This is a genomic window from Homoserinimonas aerilata, assembly GCF_006716125.1.
Taxonomy (GTDB): Bacteria; Actinomycetota; Actinomycetes; order Actinomycetales; family Microbacteriaceae; genus Homoserinimonas; species Homoserinimonas aerilata.
In genome coordinates, this window is sequence record NZ_VFOM01000001.1 from 801,176 (window position 1) to 814,262 (window position 13,087).

The 13,087-nt window shown below is 67.8% G+C and carries 11 protein-coding genes; 6 read left to right on the top strand and 5 right to left on the bottom strand.

Annotated features, from left to right (window positions below):
* The first annotated feature begins 20 nt into the window (after positions 1–20).
* Entirely contained in the window at positions 21–1,703 is a 1,683-nt protein-coding gene (gene ettA / locus FB562_RS03805; protein WP_141879928.1) for an energy-dependent translational throttle protein EttA, read from the top strand.
* Between the two features lie 102 nt (positions 1,704–1,805).
* Here the strand turns inward: ettA and FB562_RS03810 are convergent, their stop codons facing one another.
* The 3 genes from FB562_RS03810 to FB562_RS03820 all read right to left on the bottom strand — a co-directional run bounded on the left by FB562_RS03810 (position 1,806) and on the right by FB562_RS03820 (position 5,107).
* A complete protein-coding gene (locus FB562_RS03810; RefSeq protein WP_246081332.1) occupies positions 1,806–2,690 on the bottom strand; it encodes a glycine betaine ABC transporter substrate-binding protein in 885 nt (294 codons plus the stop codon).
* Between the two features lie 111 nt (positions 2,691–2,801).
* The gene (locus tag FB562_RS03815) at positions 2,802–3,752 is read right to left on the bottom strand and encodes an ABC transporter permease (protein WP_141879930.1); all 951 of its coding nucleotides are present in this window, start codon (positions 3,750–3,752) and stop codon (positions 2,802–2,804) included.
* Complete coding sequence (locus FB562_RS03820; protein WP_141879931.1) at positions 3,749–5,107, bottom strand: quaternary amine ABC transporter ATP-binding protein; 1,359 nt, start codon at positions 5,105–5,107, stop codon at positions 3,749–3,751. The genes FB562_RS03815 and FB562_RS03820 overlap by 4 nt, the downstream gene beginning before the upstream one ends.
* A 442-nt stretch (positions 5,108–5,549) precedes the next feature.
* Between FB562_RS03820 and FB562_RS03825 the strand changes: the two genes are divergently transcribed.
* The gene (locus FB562_RS03825; RefSeq protein ID WP_141879932.1) at positions 5,550–6,002 is read left to right on the top strand and encodes an acyl-CoA thioesterase; all 453 of its coding nucleotides are present in this window, start codon (positions 5,550–5,552) and stop codon (positions 6,000–6,002) included.
* 41 nt (positions 6,003–6,043) lie between these two features.
* Here the strand turns inward: FB562_RS03825 and FB562_RS03830 are convergent, their stop codons facing one another.
* Positions 6,044–6,928: an acyl-CoA thioesterase gene (locus tag FB562_RS03830; RefSeq protein ID WP_141879933.1), complete on the bottom strand. Its 885-nt coding sequence runs from the start codon at positions 6,926–6,928 to the stop codon at positions 6,044–6,046.
* 79 nt (positions 6,929–7,007) lie between these two features.
* Here FB562_RS03830 and FB562_RS03835 point away from each other — a divergent pair, with 79 nt between their 5' ends.
* The gene (locus FB562_RS03835; protein ID WP_141879934.1) at positions 7,008–7,712 is read left to right on the top strand and encodes a DUF8185 domain-containing protein; all 705 of its coding nucleotides are present in this window, start codon (positions 7,008–7,010) and stop codon (positions 7,710–7,712) included.
* Positions 7,713–7,728: 16 nt separating this feature from the next.
* Here FB562_RS03835 and FB562_RS03840 read toward each other — a convergent pair whose 3' ends face one another.
* Positions 7,729–9,393, bottom strand: coding sequence for an FAD-binding dehydrogenase (locus FB562_RS03840; RefSeq protein ID WP_141879935.1), 1,665 nt, complete (start codon positions 9,391–9,393; stop codon positions 7,729–7,731).
* A 347-nt stretch (positions 9,394–9,740) separates the two neighbouring features.
* On the opposite strand from FB562_RS03840, the gene pdhA reads away from it, so the two are divergent.
* Genes pdhA through FB562_RS03855 form a run of 3 tightly spaced genes read left to right on the top strand, consistent with a single transcriptional unit; the run spans position 9,741 to position 13,068 of the window.
* Positions 9,741–10,874, top strand: a complete 1,134-nt coding sequence (pdhA, locus tag FB562_RS03845) for a pyruvate dehydrogenase (acetyl-transferring) E1 component subunit alpha (protein WP_141881069.1) — start codon at positions 9,741–9,743, stop codon at positions 10,872–10,874.
* Positions 10,871–11,884: an alpha-ketoacid dehydrogenase subunit beta gene (locus FB562_RS03850; protein ID WP_141879936.1), complete on the top strand. Its 1,014-nt coding sequence runs from the start codon at positions 10,871–10,873 to the stop codon at positions 11,882–11,884. The genes pdhA and FB562_RS03850 overlap by 4 nt, the downstream gene beginning before the upstream one ends.
* Positions 11,881–13,068 carry a dihydrolipoamide acetyltransferase family protein gene (locus FB562_RS03855; protein WP_141879937.1) on the top strand — a complete coding sequence of 396 codons (1,188 nt, stop codon included), beginning with the start codon at positions 11,881–11,883 and terminating at the stop codon, positions 13,066–13,068. The genes FB562_RS03850 and FB562_RS03855 overlap by 4 nt, the downstream gene beginning before the upstream one ends.
* Positions 13,069–13,087 lie beyond the last annotated feature (19 nt).

A 13,087-nucleotide genomic window follows, 5' to 3' on the forward strand; every position in this document is an offset into this window, starting at 1 on the left:
GGGCCAACTAAACTCTTCGCATGGCCGAATACATTTACTCGATGGTCCGCGCCCGCAAGGCGGTCGGAGACAAGCTCATCCTCGATGACGTCACCATGGCGTTCCTGCCGGGGGCGAAGATCGGAATGCTCGGCCCGAACGGTGCCGGTAAGTCGACGATCCTCAAGATCATGGCCGGGCTCGACACCCCCAGCAACGGCGAAGCCAAGCTGACGCCCGGCTTCAGCGTGGGCATCCTCATGCAGGAGCCGGAGCTCGACGAGTCGAAGACGGTGCTCGAGAACGTGCAGGAAGGCCTCGGCGAGATCAAGCGTCAGGTCGACCGTTTCAACGAGATCTCCGCGCTCATGGCAGAGCCCGACGCCGACTTCGACACCCTTCTCGCCGAGATGGGCACCCTGCAGGAGGCCATCGACGCCGCCGACGCGTGGGACCTCGACTCGCAGCTCGAGCAGGCCATGGACGCCCTGCGCACCCCGCCCGGCGACTGGTCGGTCGCGAACCTCTCCGGCGGTGAGAAGCGCCGCGTCGCACTCTGCAAGCTGCTGCTGCAGAAGCCCGACCTGCTGCTCCTCGACGAGCCCACCAACCACCTCGACGCCGAGAGTGTGCTGTGGCTTGAGCAGCACCTCGCGCAGTACCACGGTGCTGTCATCGCCGTCACCCACGACCGGTACTTCCTCGACCACGTGGCCGAGTGGATCGCCGAGGTCGATCGCGGGCGCCTCTACCCCTACGAGGGCAACTACTCCACCTACCTGGAGAAGAAAGCCGAGCGGATGAACATCGCCGGCAAGAAGGACCAGAAGCTGGCCAAGCGCCTGGCCGAGGAGCTCGAGTGGGTGCGCAGCAACGCGAAGGGCCGCCAGACGAAGTCGAAGGCCCGACTCGCGCGCTACGAGGAGATGGCTGCCGAGGCGGAGAAGACCCGCAAGTTGGACTTCGAGGAGATCGTCATCCCCGTGGGCCCGCGTCTCGGCTCGCAGGTCATCGACGCGAAGAAGCTCAAGAAGGGCTTCGACGACCGCGTGCTCATCGACGGGCTCTCCTTCACCCTGCCCCGCAACGGCATCGTCGGCATCATCGGCCCCAACGGCGTCGGTAAGACGACCCTGTTCAAGACCATCGTCGGCCTCGAGCCGCTCGACGGCGGCGACCTCAAGATCGGCGAGACGGTGCAGATCTCGTACGTCGACCAGAGCCGTGGTGGCATCGACCCGAACAAGACACTGTGGGAGGTCGTCTCAGAGGGGCACGACTTCATTCAGGTCGGCAAGACCGAGATCCCGTCACGCGCGTACGTGTCGCAGTTCGGCTTCAAGGGGCCCGACCAGCAGAAGAAGGCCGGCGTGCTCTCCGGTGGTGAGCGCAACCGCCTCAACCTGGCGCTCACCCTCAAGCAGGGCGGCAACCTCCTCCTGCTCGACGAGCCCACCAACGACCTCGACATCGAGACGCTGTCGAGTCTCGAGAATGCACTGCTCGAGTTCCCCGGCTGCGCCGTGGTCATCACCCACGACCGGTGGTTCCTCGACCGCATCGCCACTCACATCCTCGCCTGGGAGGGCACCGCGAAGAACCCGTCGTACTGGCACTGGTTCGAGGGCAACTTCGAGTCGTACGAGGAGAACAAGGTCGAGCGCCTCGGCCCGGATGCGGCCAAGCCGCACCGCTCCACCTACCGCAAGCTCACCCGCGACTGAGCGTATTCGTGCGGAGCGCATCCGACCGGAGCGTTTTCGAGCGTTGAACGCGAAACGGCGACCACCCCGAGGGGCGGTCGCCGTTTCATGTCATGGGCGAACTCAGCTGGTGAGGCCGTCCACGTACTCCTGGTTCTCTGCGATCCAGTCAGCGACGATCGACTCGTACTCGCTGGCGTCAGCACCACTGTTGTACATCGCGTTCTCGAGCGAGTACAGCAGCTCCGAATCGAGCTTCCAGTCACCGATCCATCCGGCGAGCTCAGAGAACTCATCCCCGAAACCACTGCGGGCGATCGAGTGGATGCCCTCAGACGCGCCGAGCGTGCCCTCCGGGTCCTCGAGGTCCCTGATCGGGTACTCGTCGTAGGCCCAGTGCGGACGCCACAGGGTGACGGCCACGTTCTCGCCGGCGTCGAGTGCCGCGCTCAGCTCAGAGAGCATGGCCGGGGTGGAGGAGGTGAGGAACTCCATGCCGTCCAGACCGTAGGTCGGGATGGTCTGCTCGCCGACGGCCTTGGTCAGGCCGGCGCCGGGCTCGATGCCGACGATGCGGTTGCCGAACTCGTCCGCGTGGTCGGCGAGCTCGTCGAGAGAGGTGATCGGGGCATCCTCGTTGACGGCCACGGTGAGAACCGCGTCGTCGTTCCAGGAGCCGAGATCCTCAAGGCTGTCACCGTACTCGTCCATGTAGGACTGGTGCGTCAGCGGCAGCCAGCCGTCGAACGCCACATCGTAGTCACCGGTGCTGAGGCCCGCGAAGACGGGGCCGGCGTCGGCGTACTCGAGCGTGACGTCGTAGCCCTTCTCCTCGAGAACGGCCTTCCACAGGTACGAGGCGGCCTCGCCCTCAGGCCAGCCGTTGAAGACGCCGACCGTCAGCGACTTGCTGTCGCCGTCGCCGGAGCCGTTGTCGCCGGTGTCGGCACTGCCCGCACATGCGGTCAGCCCGAGCAGTGCGACTGCTCCGACTGCGATGGATGTCATGAAACGCTTCTTCATGTTTCGTTCCTTTCCTCCCGATGCTGTGAATCGGGCGATTGGTCGGTACGGGGTAGCCGCACCGAGTTCCACGGATGCTGAAGCATCCGCGAGTCTTCAGACGGCGGCAGGCTCGCGCCGGTCGACGTTCGCATCGGCCGTGGCCGAAGCATCCGCCGGGTCTTCGGGGTCTGGCTTGCCCGAGGCCTTCCTGCGGTCCAGGAGGCGCCCGAACGCGGTCTTGCCGGCGCCCAGGCTTGCCGTGAGTCGATCGAGCATGATCGCGAGGATCACGACCGCCAGCCCCGCCTCGGCGCCGAGGCCGACATCGATCCGGCTGAGCGCCTGGATGATGGGGCGGCCCAGACCGCTTGCCCCGACCATGCTCGCGATGACCACCATCGACAGCGAGAGCATGATGACCTGGTTGATGCCGGCCATGATGCTCGGCTTCGCCAGCGGCAGCTGGATCTGGAACAGGATGCGACGAGGCGACGCGCCGAAGGCGTAGCCCGCCTCGACGACCTCCTTGTCGACACCGCGGATGCCCAGCTCGGTCAGACGCACGCCGGGGGCCATGGCGAACGCGATCGTCGCCACGATGCCGGGGACGACCCCGACCCGGAACAGGATGATCGCCGGAATCAGGTAGACGAACGCGGGCATGGTCTGCAGGAAGTCGAGAATCGGCTTGATGACGCGCGAGACGGCATCCGATCGCGCAGCCCAGATGCCCAACGGAACGCTGATGATCACAGCGATGAACGCGGAGACGAGGGTGAGGGCCAGCGTGTCCATCGAGTTGTCCCACTGGTTCACCGACTGGATCACCAGGAGACCCACGGCGACGCCGGCGCCGAAGCGCCAGCCGCGCAGATACCACGACAGCGCAACCAGAATGATGATGATCACCCAGAACGGTGGGGCGGAGAGCACCCAGTCGACGCCATCGAAGAGACCGTTGAAGACGGTGCGGATCACATCGAAGACGACGCCGAGATACTCGGTCACCCAATCGACGGCCGCTTTGACCCACTGGCCGAGCGGAAGACGGGGAAAGTCGTTCATGACTGGCTCCCTTCGCTTGTGGCCTGCGCCCGGTCGGCGACTCCGGCGGCGGCAGCGGTCGCCGCGAGCGTCTCGGTGATGATGTTCACGGGCACGGTGGCCGGCGGCTCCATCACAGGCAGTTCATCGGTGTTGGTCGTGACGTTGCCGAGGGCTGCGAGCAGCGTCACGCGGGGGATCACCCCGAGCAGCCTGTCGTTCTCGCCGGTGACGGCGATCGGCAGATCGCTCGAGACCGCGAGCTCGTACAGCTCGCTGAGGGCGGTGTCGCCCGTCACCGAGGGGAACTCGTCGCCCTTGATCGGTGCCAGGTCGCGTTCATTGGCGCGCACCTGCTTGAGCACGGCACTGTCGCGCACGACGCCGAGCAGCGTGCGGTTGCGGCCCACGACAAAGGCGGCGGATGTCTGCAGGTCGCGCATCGTGCGCAGCGCGGCACGCGGCCCCGCCGTCGCCGACACCACGGAACGCGCGGGCTCCATCACGCTCGACGCGGTCAGCACGCGGGCGCGGTCGACATCCTGCACGAACTGGGCGACATAGTCGTTGGCGGGATCCGTGAGGATGTCCTCCGGCGTGCCGATCTGCACGATGCGGCCGTCACGCATGACGGCGATGCGGTCGCCCAGGAACATGGCCTCGTTCAGGTCATGCGTGATGAAGATGATGGTCTTGCCCAGCTGCCCCTGCAGCTCCACCAGCTGCTCCTGCATCTCACGACGGATGAGCGGGTCGAGAGCGCTGAACGCCTCATCCATGAGCAGAACATCGGTATCGGCCGTCAGCGCACGGGCGATGCCCACGCGCTGCTGCATGCCGCCCGACAGCTCGTGCGGAAACTTGTCGGCCCAGCCGTCGAGGCCCACAAGTGAGATCGTGCGGCGGGCCTGCTCGAGACGCTTCGCCTTGGGGAGACCCTGGATCTCCAGGCCGTACGCGACATTGTCGAGCACGGTGCGGTGGGGCAGCAGCGCGAAATGCTGGAACACCATCGACACATCGTCGCGGCGAACCTTGCGCAACTCCTTCATGGGGACATCCGTGGTCTGTTTGCCGTTGATGGTCACCTGGCCAGACGTCGTCTCGAGAAGCCCGTTGAGCATCCGGATCAGCGTCGACTTGCCGGAGCCCGAAAGCCCCATGACGACGAAGATCTCGCCCTTCTTCACTTCGAATGATGCGTCGATGACAGCAGCGGTGCCCAGAGGGGCCACATCGGCACGGCTTGCGCCGTCCTTCAGCTGCTTCACGGCATCCTGAGCCCTGCGGCCGAAGACCTTGAACAGGTTCTCGGCACGAACAGCGACAGTGTCAGTCACATTGGTTTCGGTCACGTCATCCTGCGACGACCACATTCCGCGACTAGGGAGCGGAACGCTCGTCCTTCGGGTTTACGGTCCGGGTCACATGAAACCGGGGCTCGCCTCAGCCACTCCTGAGGAGGGGGACAGGGCCTCGGGGACTCCGCCATGGGGCGGTTCCACGAACATGCGACCATACGTTCGCCACCGCACCTGTCGCCCAGGAAACCGTTGGGAAACAGGGCCGACGACGCCCGCGGCCTTGGCTTGAAACTGTGGCCCGCACACCCACCGCGAACTGAGCTGGCGGGCAAGGGCCGTCTAACAGACTAACAAAAGTGAGCGGATCGGGCGAATTCCACTAGCCGGATGCGACCCCTTACGGCCCGCCGATACGTGGCAGAAAGCGCCCCGATCGCCGCCAGAGCGGTGCACTACAGTCGTTGTGAAGCTGTTACCCGGCGGCGCCCGGAACGCTGCCCATTCGGAGGAATTCTTGCGCATCCACATCTCTCTTCAGTTGCGCTGGGGCGACCTCGACGCCTACAACCACGTCAACAACGTCGAGGTGTTCCGCCTGCTCGAGGAGGCGCGGGTGCGCGCATTCTGGGCGCCCGAGAACCCCCAGGAGGAGCGGCCGCCAACCGCCGTCTTCGAACGCGACTCCGGCCTGCTCAGCCTCATCGCCGGCCACCGCATCGAATACCTGCTCCCCATCGACTACCGCGGAACACCGCTCGACGTGCAGATCTGGCTCAGCAGGCTCGGCGGGGCCAGCGCCGAGATCGGCTACGAGATCCGCGACGACGAAACGCTCTACGCGTGCGCCAGCAGCACCCTCGTGTTCGTCGATGCCGCCAGCATGAGGCCACGGCGCATCCCCGACACGGTCAGGGCAGCCTGGGAGCCGTACCTGGGCGACGCGGTCGCCTTCTCCCAGCGCGGCTGATCCACCCCGTCACAGACCGGCACCGTCACAGCCCGGATGCGTTACGCCGACTCGCCGCCAGGAGACGGCACGCGCACCATGCCCTCCTGCGCGACGCTCGCCAGCAGCAGGCCATCACGAGAATAGATGCGGCCCAGCGACAGGCCGCGCCCGCCGATCGCATTCGGCGACTCCTGCACGTACAGCATCCACTCGTCCACCCGGCCGAAACGGTGCCACCACATGGCGTGGTCGAGGCTCGCGATCTTCAGACCCGGAGTGACCCACGGCAGGCCGTGCCGACGCAGAATCGGCTCCAACAGCGAATAGTCGCTCGCATAGGCGAGCGCCGCGCGGTGCAGATTCGGGTCATCCGGCATCGTTCCGATCGCCTTCATCCACACCGCCTGATGGGCGACATGCCCGCCCTCGACCGAAAGGTAGATGGGCGACGGAACATGACGCATGTCGAAGGGGCGGCCCTCAGCCCAATTGCGGGCGATCGGATGGTCGAGGTCACCGATCGAGGCGCGCGCATCCGGCAGCGACTCCGGATCAGGCAGATCGCCCGGCATGTCGATCTGGTGGTCGAGCCCCTCATCGACCTCCTGGAAGGACGTGATCAGTGACAGGATCGGAACGCCGTTCTGGTAGCTCTGCACGCTTCGCGCCGCGAAAGAACGACCGTCATGGATGCGCGCCACAGAGAACGTGATCGGCTGGCTCGCATCGCCCGGACGCAGAAAGTAACCGTGCATCGAATGGATGACCCGGTCATCCGGAACCGTGCGCATCGCCGCGACGATCGACTGCGCCAGAACCTGCCCGCCGAAGACGCGACCGCGAGGCTGCCACTGGCTCGGCCCCGTGAAGATGTCGTAGCTGGTGCGAGCACCCGTGTCGGTCAGATTCAGCGTCTCAAGCAGACCCTGCAGCGGTTCAGTCATGCGATCTCCCGGTCGAGTCGACGAAGTGGCCCCACCCGTGGCACACAAGGGGCGGCGATGTAGGTAGTTTAGATTGCAGATGAGCCAGACATTCTCCCTCGTAGACTCCCTCTCCCTGAACGACCTGCACGTGTTCCTCAGCCGTGCGGGCAGGGTGGAGGACGGTTCCGTGCGCCTGATCGCAGGCTCCGGCGTGCTCGCCGTGTACGTGGGCGTGCTCTTCCCGGTCGGCCTGCTCGACGAGAGCCCCACCGTTCTCGGCCTGCGCACCTTCGCCCTCACCGATGACGCGAGCTTCGACGCCGTCGTGCCCATGCGCTCGCTCATGGAGCGGATCGTGCGGCTGCAGGGCCAGAATCCCGAACCGGATGCCCCGGTCACCGTCGGCCTGCCCATTCAGGTGAACACCGCCACCTGGGCGGCCATCTCGCCTCCCCGTGGTGGCTGGCATGCCCTGCCGCAGGCTGACGCGGCGATGATCGAGCGCACCGCCCGTGCCGGCATCGAAGAGGTCGCAGAGGCCGTACCGACGGGCATGGGGGAGCAGATCGTGCACCGCGTGCGCTCCGAGGTGTGGGGGCGCGGCATTCCCGGGCTGGAATATGTTCCCGCGGGGGCGGCGTTCGCCGCGTACAGCCTCGGCTTCCTCGGCACAGACGGTGACGCGCAGTCGGGCGGCCGCGTGGCATCCGTGTCCCTCTTCGAGACGGGCCCCTGGACCAGACTGAGCACTCCGCGCGGCCACACCCTCGTGCGCCGCCGCGGCTGGACCCTCCAGCGCTAGCCGGCTCCGGGGCGGCTCAGGCGAGCGCGGCCGCCGCGCGGCCGGCTGTTCGGCCCGTGAAGAGGCAGCCGCCGAGGAAGGTGCCCTCGAGTGAGCGGTAGCCGTGCACACCGCCTCCGCCGAAACCGGATGCCTCACCCGCCGCGAACAGGCCGGGAATCGGCTCGCCATCGGCGCCGAGCACGCGCCCCGAGAGGTCGGTCTGCAGCCCGCCGAGGCTCTTTCGGGTGAGAATGTGCAGGCGCACCGCGATGAGCGGCCCCGCCTTCGGGTCGAGGATGCGATGCGGCGACGCGACCCGGATGAGCTTGTCGCCGAGGTAGTGGCGGGCCTGCCGCAGCGCGTTCACCTGCGAATCCTTGCTGAACTGGTTCGCCAGCTGCAGGTCGCGGGCCTCTATCTCGCGACGCACCTGCTCCGCGTCGATGGGAACATCCGGGGTCAGTTCCTGCATGCGGCGCAGCAGCTCGTCGAGCGTGTCGGCGACGATGAAATCGGCACCCTTCTCCTTGAACGCCTCGACGGGGGCCGGCGCTCCCGTGCGAACGCGCTGCAGGAGCAGCCCGATGTCCTTGCCGGTCAGGTCGGGGTTCTGCTCGCTGCCGGAGAGCGCGAACTCCTTCTCGATGATCTTCTGAGTGAGCACGAACCAGCTGTGGTCGTGGCCGGTCGTGCGCAGGTGCTCGAGCGTGCCGAGGGTGTCGAAGCCGGGGAACAGCGGCACCGGGAGTCGTTTGCCGGTCGCGTCCAGCCAGATGCTCGACGGGCCGGGGAGGATGCGGATGCCGTGCCGCGCCCACACGGGCGCCCAGTTGTCGATGCCCTCCACGTAGTGCCACATGCGGTCGCCGTTGACGAGGCGCCCGCCGGCCTGTTCGGTGATTCCGAGCATCCGCCCGTCGACGTGTGCGGGCACGCCGGAGAGCATCGACTTCGGTGGCTCGCCGAGGCGGGCCGGCCACTGCTGCCGCACGAGGTCGTGGTTGCCGCCGATCCCGCCGCTGGAGACGATGACGGATGCGGCGCGCGCCTCGAACTCGCCGGCTGCGTTCCGGTTGCTGGCCTCGCCGCGCCCTGCGCCATCGACTGCGAGTACGGTTCCGCGTGCGCCGACGACTGTACCCGATTCGACCACCAGTTCGTCGACCCGATGCCGGAAGGCGAGCGTGACGAGTCCGCGGGCGGCGCCGTCGCGCACGGCGCGGATGAAGGGCTCCAGGATGCCGGGGCCGGTTCCCCAGGTGATGTGGAAGCGCGGAACCGAGTTGCCGTGGCCGGTCGCCGTGTACCCGCCGCGTTCGGCCCAGCCGACGACGGGGAACCAGCGCACCCCCTTGCCGTGCAGCCAGGCGCGCTTCTCGCCGGCCGCGAAGTCCAGGTAGGCGTCGGCCCAGCGGCGACCCCACGCATCCTCGTCGTCGCGGTCGAATCCGGCGCTGCCGTACCAGTCCTCGCGGGCCAGCTCGAGGCTGTCCTTGACGCCCATGCGCCGCTGCTCGGGCGAGTCGATGAGGAACAGCCCGCCGAACGACCACCACGCCTGCCCGCCGAAGGAGGCCTCCGGCTCCTGCTCGAGAATGGTGACCCGTTTGCCCGCCTCGAGCAGTTCGGCTGCGGCGACGAGGCCCGCGAGGCCTGCGCCGATCACGATCGCATCTGATTGCAGGGTGCTGCTGGGCATCCGGACTCCTTCGTCGTCGGGTGGGTCGGGCGGATCGGGTGGATCGGGTGAGGAAACACTATCGCTGTGCTTGATTTCACGGGATGCCGTGGGTAGCGTCGCCAGTACCGGGCAGAGCCGCCCGGGCGCCCAGGCCACAAGTCAAGGCGTGAGGATCGTGCCCGCTCGAGGTTTATCCACCGAGGTCGGCACCGATCGAGGGAGTGAACGTGCACACCGTCCTTTCTGGCGCCGACCGGCGTCTGATCGCCCCAACGGCAGAAGCGTCCGCGGCAGAGGTTCCCGCAGTCGAACCGCCCGCAGCCCACGCGGCACGGCCCCCGGAGGCGCAGCCCGCAGGGCAGCAGATGGCCCCGGATGCTGTGGCCGGGCCGATCGACCGGCCCCGGGCATCCGATGGTTCAGACGCCGAGCTCATCCAGTTGCTCGCCCCCGACGGATCGCGTCGCCACGACCCCGCCTACGAGCAGTGGGTCGCCGACATGAGCGACGAGCAGCTCGTGTCTCTCTATGAGGACATGGTTGTGGTGCGCCGCATCGACACGGAGGCGACCGCCCTGCAGCGCCAGGGCCAGCTGGGTCTGTGGCCGCCGCTGCTCGGTCAGGAGGCCGCCCAGATCGGCTCCGCCCGCGCCCTGCGCTCTGACGACTTCGTCTTCACCAGCTACCGCGAGAACGCCGTCGCGTACTGTCGCGGCGTGAGCCTGCCGGAGATGATGCCCGCCTGGCGCGGCGTCGCGCATTCCGGCTGGAACCCGTACAGCGTGGGCATGGCCCCGCCCGCCGTCATCATCGGCGCTCAGACCCTGCACGCGACCGGCTACGCGATGGGCTGCGCGAAGGATGGCGTCGATTCGGTCGCGGTCGCCTATTTCGGCGACGGGGCGACCAGCCAGGGTGATGTCAATGAGGCGATGGTGTTCGCGGCGACCTTCAATGCCCCCGTCGTGTTCTTCTGCCAGAACAACCACTGGGCGATCTCCGAGCCGGTCGGCCTGCAGGCGAAGCTGCCGATCGCCGACCGCGCTCCCGGCTTCGGCATCCCGAGCATGCGCGTCGACGGCAATGATGTGCTCGCCGTCATGGCGGCCATGCGTATCGCGCTCGATCGGGCCCGCTCCGGCGGCGGCCCCAGCTACATCGAGGCGGTCACCTACAGGATGGGCCCGCACACCACGAGCGACGACCCGAGCAGGTACGTCGATCCGGCCGAGCGGGAGGCGTGGGCTGCTAAGGACCCGATCCTCAGGATGGAGCGGATGCTCGAGGCCGCAGGAATCCTCGACGACGGGGTGCGGGCATCCGTCACCCAGAAGGCGAACGAGGTGGCCGCGGAGCTGCGCGCCGCCTGCATGGGCCTGCAGGACCCGGAGCCGCTGACCGTCTTCGATCACGTGCTGACGGAGCCGACGCCATGGCTCACGCGGCAGCGCAGCCAGTACACGGCCTACCTGGACATGTTCGAGGGGGAAACGCGATGACCGTCAGGGATGGCGTGACACTCGCCGGGGCCATCACGAGCGGGCTGCGACATGCGCTCGAGGACGACCCGAAGGTCGTGCTGATGGGCGAGGACATCGGCAAGCTCGGTGGCGTGTTCCGCGTGACGGACGGGCTGCAGCGCGACTTCGGCACCGACCGCGTCATGGACATGCCGCTCGCGGAGGCCGGAATCATGGGCACGGCGGTGGGCCTCGCCTACCGCGGCTACCGGCCCGTCGTGGAGATCCAGTTCGACGGCTTCATCTATCCGGCCTTCGACCAGATCGTGGCGCAGGTGGCGAAGCTGCACTATCGCAGCAGGGGAACGGTGCGGATGCCGATCACGATTCGCGTGCCGTTCGGCGGCGGCATCGGCTCGGTCGAGCACCACTCCGAGTCACCCGAGGCGTATTTCGCGCACACCTCGGGGCTGAGGGTTGTGAGCTGTGCCAACCCGCAGGATGCGCACTGGATGATCCGGCAGGCGGTGGCCTGTGATGACCCGGTCGTGTTCTTCGAGCCGAAGCGGCGCTACTGGATGAAGGGCGACGTCGACGACGACATGGGCATGGCTCCGTCACTCGATCGGGCGCGTATCGTCACCGCGGGCACGGATGTGACGCTGGTCGCGTACGGGCCGCTGGTGGCGACTGCGCTGGATGCGGCCCTCGCCGCCCAGGACGACGGGCTGTCGGTCGAGGTGGTCGACCTGCGCTCGCTCTCGCCGCTCGACTTCGAGACGGTCGAGGCGTCGGTGCGCAAGACGGGCCGCCTGGTCGTCGCCCATGAGGCGCAGCAGTACGGCGGGCTCGGCGCGGAGATCGCGGCGAGCGTGACCGAGCGCTGCTTCGCCGAGCTGTTGGCACCGCCCGCCCGGGTGACCGGCTTCGACACCCCGTACCCTGCGGCGCGCCTGGAGGATCACTTCCTCCCGGGCCTTGACCGGATGCTCGATGCCGTGGATCGTGTGATGGGGCGGCAGAACTCGCTCACGGGATGGACGGCATGAGCACACGCGAATTCACCCTGCCCGATCTGGGCGAGGGTCTGACCGAGTCGGAGCTCGTGACGTGGCAGGTGAGCGTCGGCGACTCCGTCGAGCTCAACCAGGTCATCGCCGAGGTGGAGACGGCGAAGGCTCTCGTCGAGCTTCCGTCGCCGTTCGCAGGCACGATCTCCCGGCTCTTCGTCGAGGAGGGCACGACGGTGAAGGTTGGCCAGCCGATCGTCTCGTTCGAGCTGGAGGACGGCGAAGCATCGACACCGGATGCCCCGGTTCCGGATGCGACGGCGCGGGAGGCGACGCAGGAGGTGCCGCAGGAAGCAACGCCGCCTGCGGGCGACCGGCAGGCATCCGAAGCCCGCACCTCGGTTCTCGTCGGCTACGGTCCGCGCGTGGAGAGCGGCGACCGCCCCAGGCGACGCCACCGCCGCGCGGAATGGCTTGCGGCGCACCCGCAGCCCGCCGCAGCGGAGCAGGCGGTTCCCGGCACGGGAGAGCAGCGCACGCCGATCTCGGGCGTGCGCAGACGCACGGCGGAGGCGATGGTGGCGAGCGCGTTCACGGCGCCGCATGCGAGCGTCTCGCTCACGGTGGATGTGACCCCGTCGCTCGAACTGTTGGAGCGTCTGCGGCTGCGGCCCGAGTTCCGGGGGCGCCGCGTGAACATCCTCACCATCGTCGCGAAGGCCGTTCTGATCGCGATCGGCCGCACGCCTCAGGTGAATGCGCACTGGGACGGCGACGCCGGCGAGATCGTCGAGTTCGAGCGGGTGAACCTGGGCATCGCCGCGGCGACCCCTCGCGGCCTGCTGGTTCCGAACATCCGCGATGCCGGAGGCCTGTCGCTGCCGGAGCTCGCCGACGCCCTCGGAGAGTTGAGCTCGACCGCGAAGGAGGGCTTCGCAACCCTGTCGCAGCTGAGCGGCGGCACCTTCACGATCACGAACATCGGCGTGTTCGGGGTCGACACGGGCACGCCAATCCTCACCCCCGGTGAGGCCGCGATCCTCGCGCTCGGCGCCGTGAGGAGGCAGCCGTGGGAGCACCGTGGCGAGATCGCACTGCGCGACGTGGTGTCGCTGTGCGTGTCGTTCGACCACAGGGTCGTCGACGGTGAGCAGGCGGCGAGATTCCTGACCGATGTGGGAGGGGTGCTCTCCGATCCGGGCAGCGTGCTCGCCCTGATCTGAGCGTCGGGTCAGGCTTGGG